This window comes from Rhizobium sp. SVR5-2C (assembly GCF_056755115.1).
The window spans coordinates 67,959-90,696 of the sequence record NZ_JBNDHT010000005.1 but is presented as its reverse complement, the minus strand read 5'-3'; the positions used below and the strand labels follow the sequence as shown (position 1 = coordinate 90,696).

Annotated in this window: 25 protein-coding genes and 1 pseudogene; 15 read left to right on the top strand and 11 right to left on the bottom strand. The window is 60.4% G+C overall.

The features are described from left to right. Nucleotides 1-62: 62 nt before the first annotated feature. The 8 genes from ACPYOI_RS02805 (at nt 63) to map (ending at nt 5,809) form a co-directional block, all read left to right on the top strand. Nucleotides 63-704: an HD domain-containing protein gene (locus ACPYOI_RS02805; RefSeq protein ID WP_481416692.1), complete on the top strand. Its 642-nt coding sequence runs from the start codon at nt 63-65 to the stop codon at nt 702-704. Nucleotides 705-832: 128 nt separating this feature from the next. Then, on the top strand, nt 833-1,207 hold the full coding sequence (locus ACPYOI_RS02800; RefSeq protein WP_168830400.1) for a YciI family protein: 375 nt from the start codon (nt 833-835) through the stop codon (nt 1,205-1,207). Continuing rightward, the gene (locus tag ACPYOI_RS02795; RefSeq protein ID WP_481422519.1) at nt 1,204-2,463 is read left to right on the top strand and encodes an RNA polymerase sigma factor; all 1,260 of its coding nucleotides are present in this window, start codon (nt 1,204-1,206) and stop codon (nt 2,461-2,463) included. Before ACPYOI_RS02800 ends, ACPYOI_RS02795 begins: the two co-directional genes overlap by 4 nt. Nucleotides 2,464-2,566: 103 nt before the next feature. Further along, nucleotides 2,567-3,034 (top strand): SRPBCC family protein, encoded by a 468-nt coding sequence (locus ACPYOI_RS02790; protein ID WP_481416694.1) that lies wholly within the window; start codon nt 2,567-2,569, stop codon nt 3,032-3,034. A gap of 134 nt (nt 3,035-3,168) precedes the next feature. Next, on the top strand, nt 3,169-3,420 hold the full coding sequence (locus ACPYOI_RS02785) for a type II toxin-antitoxin system prevent-host-death family antitoxin (RefSeq protein WP_481416695.1): 252 nt from the start codon (nt 3,169-3,171) through the stop codon (nt 3,418-3,420). Further along, nucleotides 3,420-3,845 carry a PIN domain-containing protein gene (locus tag ACPYOI_RS02780; protein WP_481416696.1) on the top strand — a complete coding sequence of 142 codons (426 nt, stop codon included), beginning with the start codon at nt 3,420-3,422 and terminating at the stop codon, nt 3,843-3,845. The genes ACPYOI_RS02785 and ACPYOI_RS02780 overlap by 1 nt, the downstream gene beginning before the upstream one ends. A gap of 101 nt (nt 3,846-3,946) precedes the next feature. Next, entirely contained in the window at nt 3,947-5,008 is a 1,062-nt protein-coding gene (locus ACPYOI_RS02775) for an LLM class flavin-dependent oxidoreductase (protein WP_481416697.1), read from the top strand. 42 nt (nt 5,009-5,050) lie between these two features. Continuing rightward, on the top strand, nt 5,051-5,809 hold the full coding sequence (gene map / locus ACPYOI_RS02770; protein ID WP_481416698.1) for a type I methionyl aminopeptidase: 759 nt from the start codon (nt 5,051-5,053) through the stop codon (nt 5,807-5,809). Nucleotides 5,810-5,837: 28 nt separating this feature from the next. On the opposite strand, the gene ACPYOI_RS02765 is transcribed toward map, so the two are convergent. After that, entirely contained in the window at nt 5,838-6,428 is a 591-nt protein-coding gene (locus tag ACPYOI_RS02765; RefSeq protein WP_481416699.1) for a PadR family transcriptional regulator, read from the bottom strand. A 156-nt stretch (nt 6,429-6,584) separates the two neighbouring features. On the opposite strand from ACPYOI_RS02765, the gene ACPYOI_RS02760 reads away from it, so the two are divergent. Both ACPYOI_RS02760 and bacA read left to right on the top strand, forming a co-directional pair. Next, a complete protein-coding gene (locus tag ACPYOI_RS02760; protein ID WP_481422518.1) occupies nt 6,585-7,766 on the top strand; it encodes a YbfB/YjiJ family MFS transporter in 1,182 nt (393 codons plus the stop codon). A 124-nt stretch (nt 7,767-7,890) separates the two neighbouring features. Beyond that, complete coding sequence (gene bacA, locus ACPYOI_RS02755) at nt 7,891-9,156, top strand: bacteroid development protein BacA (RefSeq protein ID WP_168830410.1); 1,266 nt, start codon at nt 7,891-7,893, stop codon at nt 9,154-9,156. Nucleotides 9,157-9,238: 82 nt separating this feature from the next. On the opposite strand, the gene ACPYOI_RS02750 is transcribed toward bacA, so the two are convergent. Continuing rightward, complete coding sequence (locus tag ACPYOI_RS02750; protein WP_481416701.1) at nt 9,239-10,240, bottom strand: polysaccharide deacetylase family protein; 1,002 nt, start codon at nt 10,238-10,240, stop codon at nt 9,239-9,241. A 118-nt stretch (nt 10,241-10,358) separates the two neighbouring features. On the opposite strand from ACPYOI_RS02750, the gene ACPYOI_RS02745 reads away from it, so the two are divergent. From ACPYOI_RS02745 to der, 3 genes are all read left to right on the top strand, one after another. Continuing rightward, nucleotides 10,359-10,943, top strand: a complete 585-nt coding sequence (locus ACPYOI_RS02745; RefSeq protein WP_481422517.1) for an NnrU family protein — start codon at nt 10,359-10,361, stop codon at nt 10,941-10,943. 101 nt (nt 10,944-11,044) lie between these two features. After that, entirely contained in the window at nt 11,045-11,728 is a 684-nt protein-coding gene (locus tag ACPYOI_RS02740; RefSeq protein WP_481416703.1) for a tetratricopeptide repeat protein, read from the top strand. Between the two features lie 15 nt (nt 11,729-11,743). Then, nucleotides 11,744-13,162, top strand: coding sequence for a ribosome biogenesis GTPase Der (gene der, locus ACPYOI_RS02735; RefSeq protein WP_481416704.1), 1,419 nt, complete (start codon nt 11,744-11,746; stop codon nt 13,160-13,162). A gap of 158 nt (nt 13,163-13,320) precedes the next feature. Here the strand turns inward: der and ACPYOI_RS02730 are convergent, their stop codons facing one another. After that, complete coding sequence (locus ACPYOI_RS02730; protein WP_168830415.1) at nt 13,321-13,758, bottom strand: hypothetical protein; 438 nt, start codon at nt 13,756-13,758, stop codon at nt 13,321-13,323. A gap of 309 nt (nt 13,759-14,067) precedes the next feature. On the opposite strand from ACPYOI_RS02730, the pseudogene ACPYOI_RS02725 reads away from it, so the two are divergent. Beyond that, nucleotides 14,068-14,310 (top strand): annotated as a pseudogene (locus ACPYOI_RS02725) (hypothetical protein); the annotation flags it as partial. A 132-nt stretch (nt 14,311-14,442) separates the two neighbouring features. Here ACPYOI_RS02725 and ACPYOI_RS02720 read toward each other — a convergent pair. Beyond that, nucleotides 14,443-14,883, bottom strand: coding sequence for a MarR family winged helix-turn-helix transcriptional regulator (locus ACPYOI_RS02720; protein ID WP_481416705.1), 441 nt, complete (start codon nt 14,881-14,883; stop codon nt 14,443-14,445). A gap of 163 nt (nt 14,884-15,046) precedes the next feature. Between ACPYOI_RS02720 and ACPYOI_RS02715 the strand changes: the two genes are divergently transcribed. Then, a complete protein-coding gene (locus tag ACPYOI_RS02715; protein WP_481416706.1) occupies nt 15,047-16,060 on the top strand; it encodes an alpha/beta hydrolase in 1,014 nt (337 codons plus the stop codon). Between the two features lie 5 nt (nt 16,061-16,065). Here ACPYOI_RS02715 and ACPYOI_RS02710 read toward each other — a convergent pair whose 3' ends face one another. The 7 genes from ACPYOI_RS02710 to ACPYOI_RS02680 all read right to left on the bottom strand — a co-directional run bounded on the left by ACPYOI_RS02710 (nt 16,066) and on the right by ACPYOI_RS02680 (nt 22,693). Further along, nucleotides 16,066-17,247 carry a glycosyltransferase family 4 protein gene (locus tag ACPYOI_RS02710; protein WP_481416707.1) on the bottom strand — a complete coding sequence of 394 codons (1,182 nt, stop codon included), beginning with the start codon at nt 17,245-17,247 and terminating at the stop codon, nt 16,066-16,068. 139 nt (nt 17,248-17,386) lie between these two features. Beyond that, complete coding sequence (locus ACPYOI_RS02705) at nt 17,387-18,298, bottom strand: sugar kinase (protein WP_481416708.1); 912 nt, start codon at nt 18,296-18,298, stop codon at nt 17,387-17,389. An 85-nt stretch (nt 18,299-18,383) separates the two neighbouring features. After that, on the bottom strand, nt 18,384-18,731 hold the full coding sequence (locus ACPYOI_RS02700) for a hypothetical protein (RefSeq protein WP_481416709.1): 348 nt from the start codon (nt 18,729-18,731) through the stop codon (nt 18,384-18,386). A gap of 139 nt (nt 18,732-18,870) precedes the next feature. Then, entirely contained in the window at nt 18,871-19,854 is a 984-nt protein-coding gene (locus ACPYOI_RS02695; RefSeq protein ID WP_168830421.1) for an ABC transporter ATP-binding protein, read from the bottom strand. Continuing rightward, the gene (locus ACPYOI_RS02690) at nt 19,847-20,854 is read right to left on the bottom strand and encodes an ABC transporter ATP-binding protein (protein WP_481416710.1); all 1,008 of its coding nucleotides are present in this window, start codon (nt 20,852-20,854) and stop codon (nt 19,847-19,849) included. Before ACPYOI_RS02690 ends, ACPYOI_RS02695 begins: the two co-directional genes overlap by 8 nt. Before the next feature lies 1 nt (nt 20,855). Continuing rightward, nucleotides 20,856-21,773, bottom strand: a complete 918-nt coding sequence (locus tag ACPYOI_RS02685) for an ABC transporter permease subunit (protein WP_481416711.1) — start codon at nt 21,771-21,773, stop codon at nt 20,856-20,858. Further along, on the bottom strand, nt 21,770-22,693 hold the full coding sequence (locus ACPYOI_RS02680; protein ID WP_168830424.1) for an ABC transporter permease subunit: 924 nt from the start codon (nt 22,691-22,693) through the stop codon (nt 21,770-21,772). Before ACPYOI_RS02680 ends, ACPYOI_RS02685 begins: the two co-directional genes overlap by 4 nt. Nucleotides 22,694-22,738 lie beyond the last annotated feature (45 nt).

The window sequence follows — 22,738 nt, the reverse complement described above, 5'->3', positions numbered from 1 at the left end:
CGATTGAGGACAACTCCTGCCGCTTTTACTCTCGACCTTGTCCAACCGCAAGGAGATAAACCATGACACTTTCGATCGATGGCATCAGCATCCCCGACAGCAGGCTTGCTCGAGAGATAACCGCGCTGGTTCGCGATACGGAATCGCCGCTGCTTTTCCACCATTCCAGCCGCGTCTACTATTTCGCGGCGCTCGCCGGGAAACGTCGCGGCCTGAGCTTCGATCCGGAGCTGCTCTATGCCGGCGCCATGTTTCACGACATGGGGCTGACCCACCAGCACAGCAGCGCACATGAGCGTTTCGAGGTCGACGGCGCCAATGCCGCCCGCGATTTTCTCAAGAGCCACGGCATTTCGCAGGCCGATATCGATACCGTCTGGACGGCAATTGCCCTGCACACCACGCCCGGCATACCGCAGCACATGCATCCGGTCGTGGCACTGGTGACGGCCGGCGTCGAAATGGACGTGCTGGGGCTGGCCTACAAGGACTACAGCGATGCCGAGCGCGAGGCGGTGGTGCACGCCCATCCGCGCGGCGATCACTTCAAGGAAAACATTATCCAGACCTTCTATGACGGCATAAAGCACAAGCCGGAAACGACGTTCGGCAACGTCAAGGCTGACGTTCTCGCGGACAAGGATCCGCATTTCCACCGCGGCAATTTCTGCAGCGTCATCCGCTGCTCGCATTGGGCAAGCTGACGAGAGACATGGGCCGCTGCCAGCAGGTAGCGGCCCTCTCGTTAGGCTGCTCCTTTCCCGTCGATAATTTTTGCTGCACCGTGTCGGAAGCCGGGTTACTCCTTCGTCATTGAGAGGAGGAATAACAGATGCTCTACGCGATCCTTTGCTATGCCAACGAAGAGACGGTCTTCTCCTGGTCCAAGGAGGAGGAAGACGCCGTCATGGCGAAACTCCATGCAGTGCAGGCACCGGTTGCCAGGGCCGGAAAGCTTGGTCCGGTCGGAAGGCTGATGCCGACGACGGCTGCGACCACCGTGCGCAAGGGCAAGGAAGAACCGCTCGTACTCGACGGTCCCTTTGCCGAAACCAAGGAAGCGCTGCTCGGTTTCTACGTCGTCGATTTCGAGACCCTGGATGAGGCGATCGCCTTCTCGAAGGAGCTCTCGGCGGTCAATCCCGGCTCGACATCCTATGAAATTCGGCCGTTCTATGTCTTCCGGCCTGGAGAAGCAGCGGCATGACAGATATTGCCTGGATCGACGTTGCGCTGACTGCTGCCCGGCCGAAGGCTCTGGGCGCGCTGCTGCGTTACTTCCGCAATCTCGACATTGCGGAAGAAGCGTTTCAGGAGGCATGCCTGCGCGCGATCCGTACCTGGCCGGACAAGGGCCCGCCGCGTGACCCGACCGCCTGGCTGATCTTCGTCGGCCGCAACAGCGGTATCGATGCCGTGCGCAAGCAGTCGAAGACCCAAGCGCTGCCCGACGAGGACCTGATTTCCGACAAGGAGGATACCGAAGGCGAACTCGCTGACCGGTTGGACGACTCCAACTATCGCGACGATATCCTGCGGCTGCTTTTCATCTGCTGCCATCCGGACCTGCCGGCGACGCAGCAGATTGCGCTGGCGTTGCGCATCGTTTCCGGGCTTTCCGTACAGCAGATCGCGCGCGCCTTTCTCGTCGGCGAAAGCGCCATGGAGCAGCGGATCACCCGCGCCAAGGCGCGTGTCGCCAAAGCTGGCGTGCCTTTCGAAACGCCGGGGCCTGAGGAACGGGCGGAGCGGCTGTCGATCGTCTCGACGATGATCTATCTGATCTTCAACGAGGGTTACTCGCAGGGCGATCCGAAATGCGAGGCGGCTGCCTTCAGCGACGAGGCGATCCGGCTCGGACGCCTGATGCTCCGCATTTTTCCGGGTGAGCCCGAGATCATGGGTCTCTTGGCGTTGATGCTGCTGCAGATATCGCGGCGCGAGGCGCGCTTCGATGCCAATGGCGAACTAGTCCTGCTCGAGGATCAGGACCGCTTGCGCTGGAACCATGCACTGATCAACGAAGCGCTGAACCTGCTCGACAAGGCGATCCGTCACCGGCAGCCTGGTCCCTACCAGCTGCAGGCGGCGATTGCAGCCCTCCATTCGCGGGCGAAGCGCGTAGAAGATACGGACTGGGCAGAGATCGATCTGCTCTACAGCGTGCTCGAGCGCGTTCATCCGTCTCCGGTCGTCACGCTCAATCGCGCTGTCGCGGTCTCGAAGCTCAAGGGGCCGGAGGAGGCATTGCAGCTCGTCGAAACGCTCGTCGAAAAGCTTAACGGTTACTTTTACTATCATGGCCTGCGCGGCGGGCTGTTGAAGCAGATGGGGCGGGTGAAAGAGGCGCGCGAAGCCTTCGATCACGCGATCGCGCTTGCGAATTCCGCTGCCGAAGCGGCTCACATCCGCCTGCAGATCGACAAACTGCAGAGCGAGCCAGCGCATCCGGCTGCGAAATAAATTTCAAGAAGAATGACTAGTGATGTCGGGACGGCGATTGCCGGAACGTCCTTGCAACAACCTGACGGAAAACAGGTTTCGCTCAACAGGAGGAATGCCGAAAATGACTGCCGAAGCAACACATGAACTCGTTCTCGTCCGCGAATTCGATGCTCCGCGCGAGAAGATCTTCAAGGCCTGGACGGATCCTGAACTGATGAAGGAATGGTTCGTCCCGCGCCCCTGGACCATCTCAAAGGTCGAGAGCGACGTCCGCCCGGGCGGTTCGAGCCTTGTCGTCATGCGCAGTCCGGAAGGTCAGGAATTTCCAAATCGCGGCGTCTACCTGGAGGTCGTCGAAAACGAGAAGCTCGTTTTCACGGATGCCTATACCAGCGCCTGGGTTCCCTCCGAAAAGCCCTTCATGACCGCCATGGTCCTTCTCGAAGACCTGGGTAACGGCCGAACCAAGTACACAGCCAAGGTGGTGCATTGGCGCGCCGAAGACAAGGAAGCGCACGAAAAGATGGGCTTCCATGAAGGCTGGGGGAAGGCGGCCGATCAGCTCGCCGAGCTTCTCGCGCGCCTCTGACGCTCAAAGCAGTTCAAGCGGGTGCTGAAGCGGTTTCGATCCAGAATCCGCCAGCGCCCGCAACCCTTTGATTTTGGATTCGGATTGGCAAAGCCTCATATATGTAGTAACGTTTCTACATTGAGGTGGCTGCCATGACAGTTATGACCAGCAGGGAGTTCAATCAGGACAGCAGCGGTGCAAAGAAAGCGGCCGCGAAGGGGCCGGTATTCATTACCGATCGCGGCAAGCCGTCGCATGTATTGCTGACGATCGAGGAATATACCGCGCTTACGAATAAGGGCCGCAGCATCGTTGATCTGCTTGCCATGCCTGGCGCGGAGGATATCGAATTTGATCCGCCCCGCATCGAGGATTTTGGTCTCAAGCCTGTCGATTTTTCCTGATGTATCTCCTTGATACAAATGTCATCTCCGAAGTGAGAAAGGCCGGTAGCGGCAAGGAAAACATCAATGTCGTGACCTGGATCGCATCGTTTCCGGAGGAGCTGTTTTATATTTCCGCAATTACGCTTTTCGAGCTTGAACTGGGGGTCTTGCAGATGGAACGCCGCGATCCCCGGCAAGGGCTCGCGTTGCGCCGTTGGATGACAGAGGGCGTAAAGGAAGCGTTCCATGGGCGGATATTGGTGGCGGATGAACGCATTGCGCTCTGCGCCGCGACGTTCAACGTTCCTAATCCCCGCCCTCTGCATGATGCCTTCATTGGAGCGACTGCCGTCGAACACAAGTTCTCTCTGGTGACCTGCAACATCCGCGATTTTCAGGGTATGGGCGTGGAGATCATCAATCCCTGGGAACCATTACGGTAGGTCACCCATCAACTGCATCGAACGATCCGATCCAGAATTTCCGGTTGTCCTTCGCCGCCGGCATTCTTATCTCCATGGCACATTCAACAGGATTGCCGACCATGGAATTGGGTCTTTATACCTTCGCCGACGTGAACCCCGATCCGGCGCGCAGCAAGGGCGCTGAAGGAGCCGAGAGGCTCAAGCATCTCATCGAGGAAATCGAGCTTGCCGACCAGGTGGGGCTTGATGTGTTCGGGCTCGGCGAGCATCACCGGCCCGACTACGCCGTTTCGGCGCCTGCTGTTGCGCTTGCCGCGGCTGCGGTGAAGACGAAGAATATCCGGCTGACCAGCGCGGTGACCGTGCTTTCCTCCGATGATCCGGTGCGCGTCTTCCAGCAGTTTGCGACGCTTGATCTCATCTCGAACGGCCGTGCCGAGATCATGGCGGGGCGCGGTTCGTTCATCGAATCCTTTCCTCTCTTTGGCTATAACCTCGAAGATTACGAGCAGCTCTTCGAAGAGAAGCTCGATCTGTTGCTGGCGCTGCGCGAAGGCGAGGTCGTCAACTGGCAGGGCGAACTGCGTGCGCCGATCAACGGCCGAGGCGTCTATCCGCGTCCGCTGCAGGATCCGCTGCCGCTCTGGATCGCCGTCGGCGGCACGCCGCAATCCGTGGCACGCGCCGGCGCGCTCGGCCTGCCCGTGGCACTTGCCATCATCGGCGGCGAGCCGCGCCGCTTTGCGCCGCTGTTTGATCTTTACCGCGAGGCCGCGCGCCGGGCCGGGCAGGATCAGTCGAAGCTGAAGACGAGCATCAATGTCCATGGGTTTATCGCCGATACGACGGATGCGGCAGCCGACCAATTCTATGGCCCGCAGGCCGAAGTGATGAACCGCATCGGTCGCGAGCGGGGCTGGGGACCGACGAGCCGGGCGCATTTCGACATGTCGCGTGAGCCTTCCGGAGCGCTCTTCGTCGGAGACCCGGAAGTGGTGGCCGAGAAGATCGTCGCACACCACAAGATCTTCAAGAACGATCGCTTCCTATTGCAGATGGCGATCGGCCTCATGCCGCATGACCAGATCATGCGGGGTATCGAACTCTACGGCACGAAAGTGGCTCCGCTTGTCAGAAAGGCATTGACTGACACCGGCGAAGGGGCGAAAGCCACGGCCTGAACCCCGCGATGGCCTGCGCCTTGCGGCAGGCCGGGAAAAAAGATGGTAATCGAAAACGACGACGAACTGATAAAACTGAAGGACATCGGTCGCATCTGCGCCAACGCGATTCAGGTGATGGCAGCGTCCGTGGAACCCGGTATGACGACGCTCGAGCTCGACGAGATTGGGCGCAAGGTGCTGGAGGATGCCGGCGCCCGTTCGGCGCCGGAAGTCTGCTATCAGTTTCCGGGTGCGACCTGCATCAGCGTCAACGAGGAAATCGCTCACGGCATTCCCGGTGCGCGGGTGATCCGTCCGGGCGATCTCATCAACATCGATGTCTCGGCCGAAAAGGACGGCTTCTTTTCCGATACCGGCGCCTCCTTTACCGTGCCACCGGTCAAGCCGAAGATCGAGAAGCTCTGCCGCGATGGCAAACGCGCGCTCTGGGTGGGTCTCAATCAGGTGAAGGCCGGCGAGCCGCTGGCGAAAATCGGTAAGGCTGTCGGCGCTTTTGCCGCAAAGAACCGGTACACGCTGGTCGCCAACCTAGCGAGCCATGGTATTGGCCGTTCGCTGCACGAAGAGCCCGGCGAGCTTTCCACCTGGCCGGACCCTTCCGAGAAGCGGATGATGACCGAAGGCCTCGTCTTCACCGTCGAACCGTTCCTGTCGCTTGGGGCGACATGGGCAGAAGGCGGCGACGATGCGTGGACGCTCTATGCCGATCCACAGGCTCCGACCGTCCAGTTCGAGCATACGGTCGTCGCAACCCGGAACGGTCCACTGATCTTGACGCTGCCGGATGGTGCCGCATAGGCAGCGCATGCTGCCTATGCGTTTGCGCTCAGCTGCGTTCCTCCGGCTTGCCGCCCTGTAGAATTTCCGTCGCGGCGCGTTCCAGGATGCCGGCGATGCGGGCGGCTTCAGCCTTCGACCACGGATAACGCACACGGAGTGCCGAGCGCAGCAGCAAGCGGGCGTCGCGGATGTTGCCGCTGTCGCGCATGAAATCCTCTTCATCATCAGCGTCGCGGTGGCGGCCATGGCGCTCCGCATCGAACATGCGGTTGACGAAAGCCATCTTCTCGCCGATGCGCTCGAGCCTGTTCAGTGTCTGCATGATCATCGCGCGATTTTCCTCGACCTTTTGCCTGCCGCGCTCGGTAATCTTGTAAAGCTTCTTCGTGCCCTCGGCTTCCACCTCGGCCAGTTCCATTTCCTCGAGATAAGTCAGCGCCGGATAGATGACGCCGGGGCTCGGAACGTAAAAGCCGCCTGAGCGCTCCTCCAGCGTCTTGATCAGCTCGTAGCCGTGGCGCGGGCGCTCGTCGAGCAGCGCCAGCAGCACGAGTTGAAGATCGCCCGCCGAAAACTTGCGGCCCATTCCCATCCGGATCGCTTCGCCGAACATGCCGCCGCGTTTGAAACCTCTCATGGTTTGCTCCTTTATCGTTCGATGTATCATTTGTTATATCGTAAAATATATATCGTAAGATACTCTTTCAAGAGACACCCAAGGATTTGTGGAATTGATCAATCGATCAGATTTTCTCGTTTGTCGCTGTCGTTGTGCGGCGCCATAAAGCCACGCATGTTGGCACGCAGCGGAAATGAATCAGTGAGCCTGTTCGGGACGGCGCTTGCCGGCATGATCGCGATGTCGGCGGCCATGGGTTTCGGACGGTTTTCCTACACACCGATCCTACCCGGCATGTTGAGCGGCGTGCCTCTTTCTCCGGCGGATGCAGGGTTCATCGCCTCGGCAAATTTTGCCGGTTACCTGGCGGGTGCCGTGCTCGCCGCCTACGGCTGGGCCGCAGGGCGTGAACGAAAGATTGCCCTTTTGGCGCTTCTGGCGAACGCCCTGCTGCTTGATGCAATGGCCGCGACCGATTCCGTGCTCGTCTTCGCGGTAATCCGCTTTCTTGCCGGATTGGCAAGCGCCTTTGCGATGATCTTCACCTCGTCGATCGTGTTGAGCCACGGCATGGCCGCCGGTAACGATCACGTTCAGGCGGCGCACTTCGGCGGTCCCGGGGTGGGTATTGCGCTCTCTTCCGTCATCGTGATGCTGATCGGTCTCATCTTTGCCGACGGGGCCAGCTGGCGTGCTGATTGGATTACCGGCGCGCTGTTCTCGGCGCTCAGCCTCGTGGCCGTTTGGGCCCTGCTGCCATTGGAGCCGGTGCGCGCGGGCAATTCAGGCAAGGAGCCGCCGATAGCCTGGAAGCTGCCGACGGTTCTGCTGACGCTATCTTATGGCATCTTCGGATTCGGCTACGTGATCACGGCGACCTTCCTCGTCACCATCGCACGCATGGATGCCGCAGGGCGGACGGTCGAATTTCTCTGCTGGTTCATCGCCGGCCTGACCGCAGCCGTCGCGCTCTTTGCGTGGCGACCGCTGGTGCGTCCGCTCGGCCTTGGCTGGGTTTATGTCGCCACTTTTCTGGTGCAGGCGGTGGGAGTTCTCGCGACGGTGCTTCTGCCGCACTCGATAGCGCCGCTCATCGGCGGAGCTCTTTTCGGCGTAACCTTCCTCGCCATTACCGCCTATGGACTTCAGATCGGCCGCAAGCTGGTGCCGGAAAGCGCGCGCCGCATCTTTGCAACAATGACCGCGGCCTTCGGTCTCGGCCAGATCATCGGCCCCATCGTCGCCGGCTGGATCGCCGAGCGAACCGGCAGCTTCACGGTGCCGACCTATATCGCCGCAGCGGCTCTCATTCTGTGCGCAGCGCTCGTGCTGCCGGTGATCAAGAGGTTGCACTAGGCCGTTACAATTACGTAACGATGGGGTGAGCCCATTGCCGCACCTCGCGAACTGCCGTAGTTTTCGCCGCAATTGGTCTGTTTAGAGACTCCGAAAACTCCAGTTCAGGAAAGCAAGCTCTCCCGTGTTCGTATCCTATTTTCCCAAGCCCAGGCTTTTCTTCACCTCAGCTGTAGCTTGGGCGCTTGTGGCCGTTCTCGTTTGGTATTTCGTGGGTTCCGGACTCGGATCCCTGATTGGCCTGCCGCCGCTGCCCCCGGGCCAGGACGCGCCGATCGGCGTCTCGGTCTTCTGGTCGGCACCGTTCCTGTGGTTTTACGTCTACTATGTTTTGGCGGTCGCGCTCTTTGCCGCCTTCTGGTTCACCTACAGCCCGCACCGCTGGCAGATGTGGTCAGTGCTCGGTTCTGCGCTGATCATCTTCAATACGTATTTCTCGGTTCAGGTGAGCGTGGCCATCAATGCCTGGTACGGACCGTTCTACGATCTGATCCAGCAGGCTCTCGCGAAGACGGCGCCGGTGACTGCATCTCAACTCTATCTCGGCATGTTGGGTTTCGCCGGCATCGCCTTCGTGGCGATCACCGTCGGCGTCCTCAATCTCTTCTTCGTCAGCCACTGGATCTTCCGCTGGCGCACGGCGATGAACGAATACTATATGTCGTACTGGCCGAAGCTTCGTCATATCGAAGGCGCCTCACAGCGTGTTCAGGAAGACACGATGCGCTTCTCGTCCACGGTGGAAAGCCTCGGCGTGAGCCTCGTCAGCTCGGTCATGACGCTGATCGCCTTTCTGCCGGTGCTCTTCAAGATCGGCGCCAGCATCACCGAACTGCCGCTGATCGGCGAGGTACCGCATGCGCTTGTCTGGGCGGCGCTCTTCTGGTCGATCTTTGGAACGGTCTTCCTCGGTCTTGTCGGCTTCAAGCTGCCGGGACTCGAATTCCGCAACCAGCGCGTCGAAGCGTCTTATCGCAAGGAACTCGTTTACGGCGAAGACCACGCCGACCGCGCCACGCCGCCGACAGTGGCGGAGCTCTTCGCCAATGTGCGGCGCAACTACTTTCGTCTCTATTTCCATTACATGTATTTCAACGTCGCCCGCATCTTCTACCTGCAGGCAGACAACCTTTTCAGTCTGATCGTGCTCGTTCCTTCGATCGTGGCCGGCAAGCTGACGCTCGGCCTGCTGACGCAAATCAACAACGTTTTCGATCAGGTGCGCGGTTCGTTCCAATATCTGGTCAATTCGTGGACGACGATCGTTGAGCTATTGTCGATCTACAAGCGCCTACGCACCTTCGAATCCGCGATAGAAGGCGAGCCATTGCCTGACATCGACCAGCGCTATCTGGAGCGCGAAGCGGGAATCATCCACGTCGACGGTTAAGCGGAGTGTGCTGATCTTGTGACGGGTAGCGGCGTTATTCGCCGCTCCCCTTCATTCCGCGGGATAGGTGCAGAAGGACGACCTAAAGCCCCGACGTCTGCGTCTGTTCTTTCAGCTTCACCCGCGCCTCGATCATCGGGGTCGCTTCCGAATAGCTGACGCAGGCGACATCCGCGCGGTGGCAGACGTCGCTCACCAGCCGGTCGAGCGCCCGCCAATAGGCGCCGCTGTTCATTTCCACGAAGTGGAAGCCGAGCTGGAGGGGAATGCGGTCTCCGGCATACTGCTTGTCGAAGGCGTTCTTGAACGCGGCATAGGAGCGCTCTTCGAAGGCCTTGCTGTCGGCCTTGTCTTCCTTGCCTTTGGATTGGCGGACGAACAGGTTGTAGTCCATGCCGATGACCGGCTTGTCATTCGGTCCCTCGGGAATGAGAGGCAGACCGAACCGGACGACGCCGTCTTCCATCACCGGCATCGCGGGACCCTTGGTGACCAGGCTGGCGTCATAGGAAAAGCCGGCTTTCCTCTCCGCAGCAACCATGTCGCCGCCCGCCGTTGCAGATAGGTAGGGAGCGCGAAAACCCTTGATGCCATGCTCGACCAGATCCTGCCAGCCTTGCGGCTCTTCGAGGTCGACGCTTTTCCATGCGCTCTTCAGCGTCGCCTTGAATGTCGCGTATTCCTGGGACCAATCGGCCTCGCTCCATTGGCGGCCGTCGAAATGGCCGCAGGCGTGGCTGGAAATGTCGTGACCCTCGAGATGCGCATGCCAGATGTTGCCGAGCCGCTCGCGGATTTCGTCGTCGCTCTGCGCAAAACCGACATTGGATTTTCCGCGTTTCTGATGAGGGGCTTGGTAAGCTTTCTTCGCAGCCTGATTCATCAGGAAGGTGCAGGAGAGAAAATAGGTGAAGTGGGCGCCGTTCCGGGCAGCCATCTCGCGGCTCTTCTGCCAGAGCGCGTTGTCATGCGCGCCGTCGAAGGAAACGATCAGTAGCTGCTTCGGCGGCTGGTCAGCGGCCAGCGCGGGGAGGGAAGCGACAAGGCAAAGCGCCAGCGAGGCAGGAAAAATAGGATGAAGCATGGATACCGTGATAATTTGTTTGCGGTTTTCCTGTTACAGAATTGCGGCAAAGCTGCGGTCTCGCTGGCGTTTTTCGACAGCTGCCGCTAAGCCTCGGTAAACGGACAGGAGACGCGCCATGGCATTGCTTATCATCGGCATCATACTTTTTCTCGGGCTCCATCTGGTGAGGGTGATCGCGCCCGGATTTCGCCAATCGATGATCGCAAGTCTCGGAGAGAACGGCTGGAGGATCGCCTACTCGGTCGCAAGCATTCTGTCGCTGATCGTGCTGATCTACGGGTTCGGCCAGGCGCGGCAGGTAACCGGCATGCTGTACAATCCGCCGGTGTGGATGGCGCATATCGCCATCGCCCTGATGCTGATCGCGCTGATCTGTCTTGCCGCCTCGCTGCTCCCCGCGGGTCACATTGCGGTCAAGACAAAGCATCCGATGGTGCTGTCGGTGAAGATCTGGGCATTCGCGCATCTTTTGGCGAACGGCGAGACCTCGTCGGTGCTGCTGTTTGGTGCCTTCCTTGCCTGGGGCGTCATTCTCCGTATCTCGCTGAAGCGGCGCCAGCGGGCAGGCGAGCTGAAGCTCCGGCCCTTCGTTTCCGGCAAGTTCGATCTCTACGCCATCGTCATCGGCGCCATTGCCTGGGCGTTGTTGATCTGGAGGGTGCACGAGTGGCTGATCGGCGTTTCGCCGCTCGCTATGTGACGAATCTTTGGCATCCCCCTTACAAGTGCTGCAAAATGGAGTAGAAGGCCGCAGAATATGCGGGAACGCATGGACTGGGCTTATCCGCGCCGGAGACGAGAATGGTATTCAACGACGACAGCTTCATCCGTGAAGTCAACGAGGAACTTCGTTCCGACCAGATGAAGAGCGCGTGGCACAGGTTCGGCCGGTATGTCATCGCCGCCGCTGTTCTGATCGTGCTCGGGACGGCTGCGAAGGTGGCCTATGAATACTGGGACGAGAACCAGTCTTCCGGCACCGGCGATCAGTTCCTGGCGGCCATGAAGCTTGCCGACGAGAACAAGAGCGACGAAGCGCTTGCCGCTCTCGCAAAACTGGAAAAGGATGGCCACGGCGCCTATCCGGTTCTCGCGCGCATGCGTGCGGCGACCGTCCAGGCACAGAAGGGCGACACCGCCGCCGCCGTCGCCGCCTTCGAAGCGATCGGCAAGGATCAGGCCGTTCCGGAAGCTGTCCGCGATGCCGCGAAGATTCGCGCGGGATGGCTGCTGATCGACAACGGCACCTATGAGCAGGTTTCTGCAGCCGTCGAAGAGTTGGCCATTCCGGCAAGCGCCTTCCGTCACTCGGCGCGCGAAGCGCTCGGCCTTGCTGCCTATAAGGCAGGCAACATGGCGCAGGCCCGTCAGTGGTTCCAGGCGATCGCCGACGATGCCGCCAGCCCGCGCAACGTTGCAAACCGCGCCCAGATGATGCTTGATAACATCACCGCATCCGGCAAGGCACCAGCTGCTCAAGGCTGAAACTAAGGATCTATAATGAGCTTCACGGTCGCCATCGTCGGTCGCCCGAATGTCGGCAAGTCGACGCTTTTCAACCGCCTGGTTGGAAAGAAGCTGGCGCTCGTCGATGATACGCCGGGCGTCACCCGCGACCGCCGTCCGGGCGATGCGCGGCTCGTCGATCTCAAGTTCACGATCGTCGACACTGCCGGTCTGGAAGAGGCGGACGCCGAAAGCCTTCAAGGCCGCATGCGTGCGCAGACGGAAGCGGCAATCGATGATGCGGACCTTTCGCTTTTCGTCGTCGATGCAAAGACGGGCCTGACGCCGGTCGATACGGCGCTTGCCGAAATGCTGCGCCGCCGCGGCAAGCCGGTCGTGCTCGTCGCCAATAAAGCCGAAGCGCGGGGCTCGGACAGCGGCTTCTACGATGCCTTTTCGTTAGGGCTCGGCGAGCCGACGCCGATTTCCGCCGAGCACGGGCAGGGCATGCTCGACTTGCGCGATGCGATCGTGGCAGCGCTCGGCGAGGAGCGCGCCTTTCCGCCGAAGGAAGACGTTGCCGTCACCGACGTGGATGTGCCGCAGACGGGCGTCGACAGCGAGGACGACGAGGAGCCGGTCTACGACGACACGAAGCCGCTGCGCGTTGCGATCGTCGGGCGCCCGAACGCCGGCAAGTCGACGCTCATCAACCGCTTTCTCGGAGAAGACCGGCTGCTGACCGGTCCGGAAGCAGGCATCACGCGCGATTCCATCTCCGTCGAATGGGATTGGCGCGGCCGCACGATCAAGATGTTCGACACCGCCGGCATGCGCCGCAAGGCGAAGGTCATCGAAAAGCTGGAAAAGCTTTCCGTTGCCGATACCTTGCGGGCGATCCGCTTTGCCGAACTCGTCGTCATCGTTTTCGACGCAACGATCCCCTTCGAAAAGCAGGATCTGCACATCGTCGATCTGGTGCTGCGCGAAGGCCGCGCTGCGGTACTCGCCTTCAACAAGTGGGATATGATCGAGGACCCGCAAGTGGTCCTCGCCGACCTGCGCGAGAAGACCGACCGGCTGCTGCCGCAGGCTCGCGGTATCCGCGCCGTACCGATTTCCGGACAGACGGGCCGTGGTCTCGACAAGCTTATGCAGTCGATCATCGATACAGACAAGGTCTGGAACAAGCGCATTTCGACGGCGCGCTTGAATAGGTGGCTCGAACAGCAGCAGGTTCAACATCCGCCTCCGGCTGTTTCCGGCCGGCGTATCAAACTGAAGTACATGACGCAGGTGAAAGCCCGTCCACCGGCATTCATGATTTCCTGCACGCGTTCCGACGCGCTGCCGGAATCCTACACGCGCTACCTGATCAATGGATTGCGCGAGGATTTCGACATGCCGAGCGTGCCAATCCGCATCCACTACCGCTCGCCGGACAATCCCTACGAGTCGAGGAAGAAGCGCTAAGGCTCGGCAGCTGTGCGTTTATGCCATGCGCAGGCTATGCACATGGCAAACGCCTGGAGCTGCTGATGCCGAGCAAACGGCCAGCAGCAGCGTCCATTCCATGACAGTCCTTGCGGCACGAGCCGCTTCGGCAATGATCCTTCGAAACCTCGGCGACCCTACTCGAGGAACGTCGTCCGGAATCGCTCGAACATGCTCCGCTTTCCTTCAGTCGCGAAAGAGCGGATGTGCCGGGCGGCCGTCGCGGCATTCACCGTGGCGCCGAAGTGGCAGTAGCAGATGACCTTGTGCAGTTCCCTGTCGGTCAACTCGAAGAACCGCTTCGCTTCACCATAAGTGTCGTTTTCCATCCCGGCCGCACGCAGCACAGGATCCTTGAAAGCGACGGTGATCGGTGAGTTGTCGGCGCGCATGATTTCGCGTCCGGCTTCTGACTGATACTCTGTCTGGTGAAGTGTCGAGAGGTGCCGGTTGGGAAACTGCTCGAGAACTTCTGCCCAGCGTAGCAGACGGTCCCGACGCGACATCGGTGCGCGCATATGGTCTTGGTTGACATTTGCGACAGTACGCAGTTGGTCAAGCGCCTGATGTTTCATTTCTGCCTCCGTTTCAGACGATGGCTGCTTCGCCCCCTTACTTCTTGCCCTGACGTAAGATTGACTCTTGCCGCCGCGGAAGTCCAATCACGATGATAACCGGCGGCTATTTTGTGTAGTTGGAACCCCTTCTGCGCAGCTCTATTGCGGGAAGCGGCGATGCAAAGGCGCGGTGACTGAAATGGACCGCAGGACTTGTTCTGAAGGCTCAAGTATAAAGTGAACTGGAATAGATCTGCACAAGGGCGGGCGCGAGGATGGCCGTCGCCGCGCGTTCTCGTTGCTTCCAATTTGCGCTATGCTTAGCGAATGGAACGCCGGCACGCCAAACTGGTGGCAATGTTGTTGCTGGCAGCCGCCGCCGTGGCTGCCGATAGCGCTACTGCGGCAGAGCCGGAGGTGCGTTGCGCCTGCCGCAATAAGGACGGCTCGAAATACACCCTTGGCCAGATCGCCTGCATCAGGGTAGGCGAAGTGTCTTATCTCGCTCGCTGCGAAATGAACCTGAATGTCCTGACGTGGCGGAAACTGCGGGACGGCTGCCCGACGGCCCAAGCGCCGACCGGGGCGTTCTCCTCCATTGAGAGTGCTGGCAGGAACCTGGGAGTTCCATCTCAGGGGACCGTCGGGGCAACATCCGCCTCGATCCAAAAGCCGAAACTGGTGACAGCTGCCGCCGAGTAGTCAAACTGCGCTCTTGTTCAGCGCCTCACGCAGCGCCACGATCTCGGCTTCCAGGCGCGCAAGACCGGTTGCATCCCGGCCGGTAGCATTTGCGATGCAGTTCGGGATCGCGGCGGCTTTCTCCTTCAGTCTGATCCCTTCGTCGCTCAGGCGGGCAATGACGACGCGTTCATCCACCTTGCTGCGGTCGCGACGGATATAGCCAGCGGCTTCGAGGCGCTTCAGCAGCGGGGTGAGAGTGCTCGATTCCAGGAAGAGCTTTTCACCAAGGCCGCCGACGGTCTGTCCGTCTTCCTGCCAGAGCGAGACCATTACCAGGTATTGCGGGTAGGTTAGGCCAAGCGCGTCCAGCAACGGCTTGTAGACGCGATTCATCGCGTGGCCGGCCGTGTATATGGCGAAACAGATGGAACCGTCGAGTTTCAGCTGGTAGTCATTCATGGCCTGTCTCCGAAAATGCATAAACTTACATCGTACGATAAAGAATCGGAAGCGCTTTTGTATGCATGGCAGCTATGCCCAAAGTATAGGTTGCTCAATAAATAATCGTTCGCGATATAAATAGGCGTGTTCAGGACGAACCGCAACCCGAGAGGACAAGACGATGTCGACCATCAAGACCACACTTTCAGCAGCAACCATCCTGGCAGCCTCGACCCTTGGCGCCGCTGCCGATCCGGTGCTCGAACCGACGACGCAGAAATTCATCGATGCGCTTGCCGGCAGCAAGCCGATCTACACGCTGTCGCCTACTGATGCTCGCGACGTTCTGGCAGGCGCGCAGAAGATCGACGTGAAGAAGCTTCCGGCGTCCATTGAGAACAAGGTCATCAAGGCCGGCCCGACCGGCAGCATCAAGCTTCGGATCGTTCGTCCGGAAAACGCCAAGGGTACGCTGCCTGTCGTTATGTATTTCCATGGCGGCGGCTGGGTGCTCGGCGATGCTGATACGCATGACCGCCTCGTTCGCGAGATTGCCAATGGTGCCGATGCGGCGGTTGTCTTCGTCGATTACGAGCGCTCGCCGGAGGCCCGATATCCGATCGCAATCGAGCAGGCCTATGCCGCCACCAAATATGTCGCGGAGCATGCCAAGGAGTTCAAGGTCGATACGAGCCGTTTGGCTGTCGTTGGCGATAGCGTCGGCGGCAACATGACGGCTGCCGTAACGCTTCTTGCCAAGGAGCGCGGCGGTCCCGCGATCGGCCAGCAGATCCTCTTCTACCCTGTTACCGACGCCAACTTCGAGACCGGCTCCTATAATGAGTTTGCCAATGGACCCTGGCTGACGAAGGAAGCCATGAAGTGGTTCTGGAATGCTTATTTGCCGGACGAAGCCAAGCGCAAGGAGCCGACGGCATCGCCGCTGCAGGCATCGCTGGAACAGCTGAACGGCCTGCCGTCGGCACTCATCATCGTCGATGAGAACGACGTGTTGCGCGACGAAGGCGAGGCCTATGCCCGTAAGCTGTCGCAGGCCGGCGTGAACGTCACATCGGTCCGCTTTAACGGCACGATCCATGATTTCGTGCTTCTGAATGCCATCAGCGAAACGCCGGCCGTCCGTGGCGCGATCAAGCTCGCCAACGATACGCTTCGCAGCGCCTTGCACAAATAGAAGGCTCAGGTTCCGGAAGAGAGAGGCCCGGCGGTTTCGCCGGGCTTCCTGTTTTTCGGAAGCGACTTGGCGGCAAACTGCCAGGCCTTTTTCCATTTCGGCGTGATGACGCCATTGGCGGCGCGGATATTGTTGATGAACTGCTGCGTTGCCGCTTCCCAGGAATATTGCAGCGAAAGTTCACGCGCCTTTTCACGCGACGCCGAAAGGGCGGCGAGGCAGGCGGTCCGCAGGTCCTCGTTCAACGCGCCGACTTCACCATCCTCGCCGATGATGTCGAGTGGGCCGGTGACGGGGTAGGCGGCAACCGGAACGCCGCAGGCCAGCGCTTCCAGGATCGTGTTGCCGAACGTGTCGGTCTGCGACGGAAAGACGAAAACATCGGCCTGTGCGTAGATGCTGGCGAGCTGTTCGCCGAATTTAAGCCCGGTGAACAGCACATCGGGATAGCGCTTCTCCAGCTCGACCCGGGCAGGGCCATCGCCGACGACGACTTTTGAGCCGGGCAGGTCGAGGTCGAGAAAGGCCGGCAGGTTCTTTTCCAGCGCAACGCGGCCGACGGTCATGAAGATCGGGCGTGGCAGGCCGAACGGCCGCTCTTCCAGCTCCGCCGGTCGGAACTGCGTGGCGTCGATGCCGCGGCTCCAGGGCATCAAGTTGCGGATGCCCTTTTCGGACAGCTCGCGCGCAAGGCTAGGGGTTGCCACCATGCAGCCGGCGCCGGAATTGTGGAACCATCTCACGAAGGCATAGAGCCAACTCTTCGGCACGGGGAGGCGGGCCGAAACATATTCTGGAAAACGCGTATGATAGCTCGTGGAGAACGGCATGCGGTTCTTGATGCACCAGCGCCGTGCCGTCAGGCCGAGCGGGCCTTCGGTGGCGATATGCACATAGGACGGGTTGTGGTTTTCGATCTCGCGGGCAACGCGGCTGTAATTGGCGATCGAGAGACGAATTTCCGGATAGGTCGGGCAGGGAAAGCTGTTGAAGCGCTCGGGCGTCACCATCGACACCTCGACCCCTAGTTTCGCAAGTTCGCGGTTGGTGTTTTCGATCGAGCGTACGACGCCGTTCACTTGCGGATGCCATGCGTCGGTGACGATCACCAGCCGCTCCGGCAGGCTTCCCGGCGCAGCATTCGCCCAGGCCTCGCCGCTATAGCTTTTCGACGGACGTTGCAGCATGTCCTGTTTTCCATCCACGCCGCACCGGATGGGATTGCGGCGGCTTTAACCCCGGCGGGCATACGGAACGTGATTCCCGCATGCCTATTTTGAGGCTTTTCCATGATGGATTTATTACAGGACGGCTTTCGGCTGTTGCCTATAGACCGAGCTTGTCCTTCGCCACCAGCGCCCCATGTTCGCCGATGACCCGAGCGGCGATTTTCGCCGCAAAATGCGCGCTGGCTACCGCATCCTTCGTATCGAGATATTTTGAAAGGAAGGAGCCGTTGAAGCTGTCGCCGGCGCTGGTTGTATCGACGACGGTCTCGACCTTTTCGGCGGGCACGAAGCTTTCCTGGCCAGCGAAGTTCAGGGTCGCGCCTTCCGCACCATTCTTGATCAGGACGTTTGGCGCGCCGAGAGCGCGGTAGCGGCGGATGGTGGCTTCGATGGAATCGTCACCGAAATGCGAGGCTTCGTCATCGAAGCTCGGCATGACGAGGCTGGAGGAGCGGGCGCCTTCGCTGATGGTCGTGTGCATGACGTCGTAGCTCGACCAGAGGCGCGGGCGGATGTTCGGATCGAAGACGACGAACTTGCCGGCCGCCTTGGCGCGACGGGTTTCAGCCAGCAGCGTGTCGGCATCTTCGCGCGGCAGGATCGCCAGCGTGATGCCTGAGAAATACACCACGTCCGATGCTTCGATGGCTTCGCGCAGGCGATCGGGATCGGCGGCGAGGAGCTTGGCTGCCGAGTTGTCGCGCCAGTAACTGAAGGAGCGCTCCCCGTCCTTCAGGCTGATCATGTAGAGACCCGGCGCCTTGCCCCTGATACGGCGGATAAAGCCGGTGCCGATGCCCGCGTCTTTGAAGAACGCGATCATTTCCTCCGACATCGCATCGTCGCCGAGCGCCGTGAAATAGTCGACGTTCCAAGACGGCTGCATGCAGGCACGCGCGTACCAGGCGGTATTGAAGGTATCGCCGGCGAAGCCCTTTCTCAGCAGGCCGCGGCCTGCCTGAGAAAGCTCCACCATGCATTCGCCGATCGACAGAAAACGTCCGCCCAAAGTTGCCTCCTGAAATTCCGTGTTTGCTGATTACGCGGACAGGCGTTTGGAGGCAAGCGCTGACACGCCTGTTGGCGAGGCAACCTTAGCCGATTTCTGGGCAGCCGCGACGGTTGGCGAAGACGATACGGTCGGGACCATAACGCGTCCAGCCACGAACCGTTACGCTGCGGTCCGTAACACGAACGACCTCCGCACGGCGTAATCCGGAGTCACGAGCGGCCATCACTGCCTCGCGCGGGCTGCAGCCTCTGCGGTAGTCAGGGTAGCGATCGTATCGATCGTATCGATCGCGGTCGCGATCATAGATACGGACGCCATCGGGACCGATGCGGAACTGAAGGTCCTGAGCCTGAGCAAAGGATATCGGCGCTGCCACGCCGCTGAGAGTGAGTGCCAGTACGAGGCCAGTCTTGGCAATCAGTTTGAGCATTTTGTTCTCCTTTCGCGCCCTATCCAGACCCCGCGCACTACGCAAAAACAACTGCCCCGGCGCTCAAATTGTTCCGCTCGGAAGGGCGCATTGGACCTAGGTCGCATGTCGCCAGCGACCTAGCCATTTAGACGCGTAGCTATCGATCCATGTGGTAGCAGGCCGCCGTTTGATTTGGCCGCACCTGTTCGGTCGGTGGCATTTCGGTGCGGCAGATGTCCGTCGCCTTCCAGCAGCGCGGCGAGAAGACACAACCTTTCGGCGGGTTGAGAGGTGAGGGCGGATCGCCTTGCAGGCGGATGCGCGTACGCTGGCGGGCAAGCTTCGGGTCGGGGATCGGTGCGGCCGAAAACAAGGCCTGCGTATAGGGATGCGCAGGCCTTTCGAACACCGTCTGGCAATCGCCGGCTTCCACGACCTTGCCGAGATAGAGCACCAGCACGTCGTCTGAAATCAACCGGACGACGGAGAGGTCATGGCTGATGAAGATCAGCGTCAGGCCGAATTCCTTGCGGAGCTTGCGCAGCAACGTGATGACCTGGCCCTGGATCGAGACGTCGAGCGCCGAGACGGGCTCGTCGCAAATGATTAGCTTCGGCCTTGTGACGACGGCGCGGGCAATGCCGATGCGCTGCGCCTGGCCGCCGGAAAACTCATGCGGGTACCGATTGATCATTTCCGGCACGAGACCGACGGCGCTCATGATTTCGCGCACGCGCTCCAGTCTCTGTGCCTTGTTGAGTTTCGGTTCGAAGACGGTCAGTGGTTCGGCAATAATGTCGCCCACGGTCATGCGCGGATCGAGCGAGGCGATCGGATCCTGGAAGATGATCTGCATGTCGCGGCGCGCGGCACGCATTTCCTCTTCGGAAAGATCGAGAAGATTGCGGCCCTGCCAGAGGATGCGGCCGTTCTGCGACTTCAACAGTCGCAGGATGGACCGGCCGAGGGTGGATTTGCCGCAACCGGATTCACCGACGATACCGAGCGTGCGGCCTTCCTTGAGGTCGAAGCTGACATTGTTGACGGCGGTCAGGACCAGCGGCGGCTTGAAGAAGCCCTTCGCGGGCAGTTCAAACTGGGTCGTCAGGTTTTCGACCCTCAGAAGCGATCGCTCAGACATGATTCAAGAGCTCCTCCGTGCGCGGGAAGGGGTGGAAACAAGCGGCGCAGTGCTGCGGCGCCAGCGTTTCGAGCGGCGGGGGACGATCGATACAGTCTTCCTCAACCTTGGGACAGCGCGGGGAGAAGTTGCAGCCCTTCGGCAGGTGCTGCAGATTCGGCGGCCTGCCGGGAATGACGACGAGCTGGTCGACGTCCTGGTCGGGGCGCGGGATCGCGGCATGCAACGCGGCCGTATAAGGATGCGCCGGATTTTCGAAGAGCTCGTCCACGGGTGCTTCCTCGACGATGCGCCCCGCATACATGACCGCCACGCGATCGGCGAGGCCCGCGACGACGCCGAGATCGTGGGTGATCATCGCCAGCGCCGTATTCATCTCGGCCGTCAGATCGTTGAAGAGATCGAGGATTTGCGCCTGTATCGTGACATCGAGCGCCGTCGTCGGCTCGTCAGCGATCAGGAGCTTCGGTTTCGTAAGCAGCGCCATGGCAATCACGATGCGCTGGCGCATGCCGCCCGACAGTTCGTGCGGAAAGAGATTAAAGCGGCGGGCAGGGTCGGGAATGCCAACACGTCTTAGCATATCGAGCGCCTCGGCGGAGGCGGCGCGGGCCGTGAAGCCGCGGTGAATCTCAAGCTGTTCCGTCAGTTGCCGGGAAATCTTGAGAGACGGGTTCAAGGCGGTCATGGGATCCTGGAACACCATGGCCATGTCCTTGCCGCGCACCCGATCGAGTTCGCGCGGCTTCAGCGATAGCACATCCTTGCCTTCAAGCAGAGCCTGGCCGGTGGTCTTGCCGTTCTTCGCGAGCAGTCCCATGATCCCCAGGAAGGTCTGGCTCTTGCCCGAGCCGGACTCGCCAACGATCGCGATGCGCTCGCCGCGCTTGATCATGAGGTTCATGTTGGACACGGCTTTCACCTCGCCGTCAGGCGTCTTGAAGGTGATCGCGTAATCCTTGAGTTCGAGAAGGACGTCAGTCTTCGTTTCCTGGGGCATATCAGCGATCCTTCGGGTCGAACGCGTCGCGCAGGCCATCGCCGATGAAGAGCAGGCCGAGCAACAGTGCGACGAGGAAGCTCGCCGGGAAGATCAGCAGCCAGGGCATGCTCTCCATGGCATCCGTGCCTTCGGCAATCAGCGTGCCGAGCGATGTCAGCGGCTCCTGGACGCCGAAGCCGAGATAGGAGAGGAAGCTCTCCGTGGCGATGATTTCGGGAACCGTCAGTGCCGCGAAAATGACAACCGGGCCGACGAGGTTTGGAATGATGTGCTTCAGGATAATCTTGAACGGCCGCTGCCCGGAGGCGCGGGCGGCCTCAATGAATTCCCGCTGCTTGATCGACAGTGTCTGGCCGCGCACGATGCGGGCCATCGTCAGCCATTCCAGTGCGCCGATCGCTGCAAACAGCAGATAGACGTTGCGGCCGAAGATCACCATCAGCAGGATGACGAAGAGGATATAGGGAAGCGCATACATGATGTCGACGAAGCGCATCATGACCGCATCCAGCTTGCCGCCGATATAGCCGGAGATGGCGCCGTAGAGCACGCCGATGACGACGGAGACCAGGGTCGCCGTCACGGCGACCGCTAACGAAACGCGGGTACCGTAAAGCGTGCGGGCCAGCAGGTCGCGGCCGTTCGGATCGGTGCCGAAATAGTGTCCGGTTTCGATCGACGGTGGAATGCGAAAGGCGGCCCAGTCCGGATCTTCATAGTTGAAGGGAATGACATAGGGGCCGAGGAAGGCGACGAGGACGAGCAGCACCAGCACGGCGATGGAGATCACCGCGGCCTTGTTGCGCGACAGGCGCCTGAGCGCATCCCTGGTCAGCGAACGGCCCTCTGGCGCAAGGCCCTCGGCTTCCAGCAGCTCGGCGGCGAGCAGTTCCCGTTTTGCGGGGTTGAGGATCATCTGTTTCTCACTTTCGGATCGAGCCACGCATAGGCGATGTCGACGAGAAGGTTGAGGAACACGATCAGCACCATGTAGAAGATGACCGTTCCAAGAACCATGCCGTAGTCGCGGTTCAGGGCTGCATTGACGAAATAGCGGCCGATGCCGGGCAATCCGAAGATGCTTTCGACAACCAGCGAGCCGGTGAGAAGGTAGCTGGCCGCCGGCCCGAGATAGGAAACGACCGGCATCATGGCAGGTTTCAGCGCATGCCGCATGATGGTGAGACGCGGGCCGATGCCTTTCGACTTGGCGGTGCGGATGAAGTTCTGGTTCATGACCTCGATCATCGAGCCACGGGTGATACGCGAGATGCGCCCCGCATGCGGCAGCGCAAGAACGATGATCGGCAGAATGAGAAATTTGATCGATCCGTCACCCCAACCGCCGACGGGAAACCAGCCGAGATGAATACCGAAGACAAGCTGCAGAATGGGGGCGATGAGGAAGTTAGGCAGCACGACGCCAACGAGCACCATTGCACCCAGCCAGTAGTCCGGAGCGCGGTTCTGATAAAGGGCTCCAAGACAGCCTGCAGTGATGCCGACGAGGATGGCGAGCAGAAAAGCGGCGGTACCAATCGTGAATGTGTAGGGCAGGCCGAGCATGATCTGCTGCGCGACCGTGAAATCTTCGCTGGCAAAAGAAGGGCCGAGATCGCCTCTCAAGAGATCGCCGACATAGATCAGGTATTGCTGGATCAGCGGCTTATCCAGATTGTAGTGGGCCGCAAGGTTCTTCAGGATCACCGGCGGCAACGGTCTTTCGCTATCGAAGGGACCGCCGGGGGCAAGGCGCAAAGTAAAAAAGCAGGCTGTGACGGCGATCCAGAGGACAGGGATCGTCGACAGCAGACGACGGAGTGCATATTTGATCATGGGCGTGGACCGGCCCTTCCCGCAAGCGGCGGGAAGGGCCGTTTT

What these genes read in the sequence shown, in the direction of transcription:
- ACPYOI_RS02695 (WP_168830421.1), bottom strand. Translation starts at nt 19,854, where the DNA reads ATGTCTGAGCGATCGCTTCTGAGGGTCGAAAACCTGACGACCCAGTTT.
- ACPYOI_RS02795 (WP_481422519.1), top strand. Translation starts at nt 1,204, where the DNA reads ATGACAGATATTGCCTGGATCGACGTTGCGCTGACTGCTGCCCGGCCG.
- ACPYOI_RS02790 (WP_481416694.1), top strand. Translation starts at nt 2,567, where the DNA reads ATGACTGCCGAAGCAACACATGAACTCGTTCTCGTCCGCGAATTCGAT.
- ACPYOI_RS02805 (WP_481416692.1), top strand. Translation starts at nt 63, where the DNA reads ATGACACTTTCGATCGATGGCATCAGCATCCCCGACAGCAGGCTTGCT.
- ACPYOI_RS02785 (WP_481416695.1), top strand. Translation starts at nt 3,169, where the DNA reads ATGACAGTTATGACCAGCAGGGAGTTCAATCAGGACAGCAGCGGTGCA.
- ACPYOI_RS02745 (WP_481422517.1), top strand. Translation starts at nt 10,359, where the DNA reads ATGGCATTGCTTATCATCGGCATCATACTTTTTCTCGGGCTCCATCTG.
- ACPYOI_RS02700 (WP_481416709.1), bottom strand. Translation starts at nt 18,731, where the DNA reads ATGCTCAAACTGATTGCCAAGACTGGCCTCGTACTGGCACTCACTCTC.
- ACPYOI_RS02760 (WP_481422518.1), top strand. Translation starts at nt 6,585, where the DNA reads ATGTTGGCACGCAGCGGAAATGAATCAGTGAGCCTGTTCGGGACGGCG.
- ACPYOI_RS02680 (WP_168830424.1), bottom strand. Translation starts at nt 22,693, where the DNA reads ATGATCAAATATGCACTCCGTCGTCTGCTGTCGACGATCCCTGTCCTC.
- ACPYOI_RS02720 (WP_481416705.1), bottom strand. Translation starts at nt 14,883, where the DNA reads ATGAATGACTACCAGCTGAAACTCGACGGTTCCATCTGTTTCGCCATA.
- ACPYOI_RS02775 (WP_481416697.1), top strand. Translation starts at nt 3,947, where the DNA reads ATGGAATTGGGTCTTTATACCTTCGCCGACGTGAACCCCGATCCGGCG.
- ACPYOI_RS02730 (WP_168830415.1), bottom strand. Translation starts at nt 13,758, where the DNA reads ATGAAACATCAGGCGCTTGACCAACTGCGTACTGTCGCAAATGTCAAC.
- ACPYOI_RS02740 (WP_481416703.1), top strand. Translation starts at nt 11,045, where the DNA reads ATGGTATTCAACGACGACAGCTTCATCCGTGAAGTCAACGAGGAACTT.
- ACPYOI_RS02780 (WP_481416696.1), top strand. Translation starts at nt 3,420, where the DNA reads ATGTATCTCCTTGATACAAATGTCATCTCCGAAGTGAGAAAGGCCGGT.
- ACPYOI_RS02690 (WP_481416710.1), bottom strand. Translation starts at nt 20,854, where the DNA reads ATGCCCCAGGAAACGAAGACTGACGTCCTTCTCGAACTCAAGGATTAC.
- ACPYOI_RS02765 (WP_481416699.1), bottom strand. Translation starts at nt 6,428, where the DNA reads ATGAGAGGTTTCAAACGCGGCGGCATGTTCGGCGAAGCGATCCGGATG.
- der (WP_481416704.1), top strand. Translation starts at nt 11,744, where the DNA reads ATGAGCTTCACGGTCGCCATCGTCGGTCGCCCGAATGTCGGCAAGTCG.
- ACPYOI_RS02800 (WP_168830400.1), top strand. Translation starts at nt 833, where the DNA reads ATGCTCTACGCGATCCTTTGCTATGCCAACGAAGAGACGGTCTTCTCC.
- ACPYOI_RS02750 (WP_481416701.1), bottom strand. Translation starts at nt 10,240, where the DNA reads ATGCTTCATCCTATTTTTCCTGCCTCGCTGGCGCTTTGCCTTGTCGCT.
- ACPYOI_RS02685 (WP_481416711.1), bottom strand. Translation starts at nt 21,773, where the DNA reads ATGATCCTCAACCCCGCAAAACGGGAACTGCTCGCCGCCGAGCTGCTG.
- ACPYOI_RS02715 (WP_481416706.1), top strand. Translation starts at nt 15,047, where the DNA reads ATGTCGACCATCAAGACCACACTTTCAGCAGCAACCATCCTGGCAGCC.
- ACPYOI_RS02710 (WP_481416707.1), bottom strand. Translation starts at nt 17,247, where the DNA reads ATGCTGCAACGTCCGTCGAAAAGCTATAGCGGCGAGGCCTGGGCGAAT.
- map (WP_481416698.1), top strand. Translation starts at nt 5,051, where the DNA reads ATGGTAATCGAAAACGACGACGAACTGATAAAACTGAAGGACATCGGT.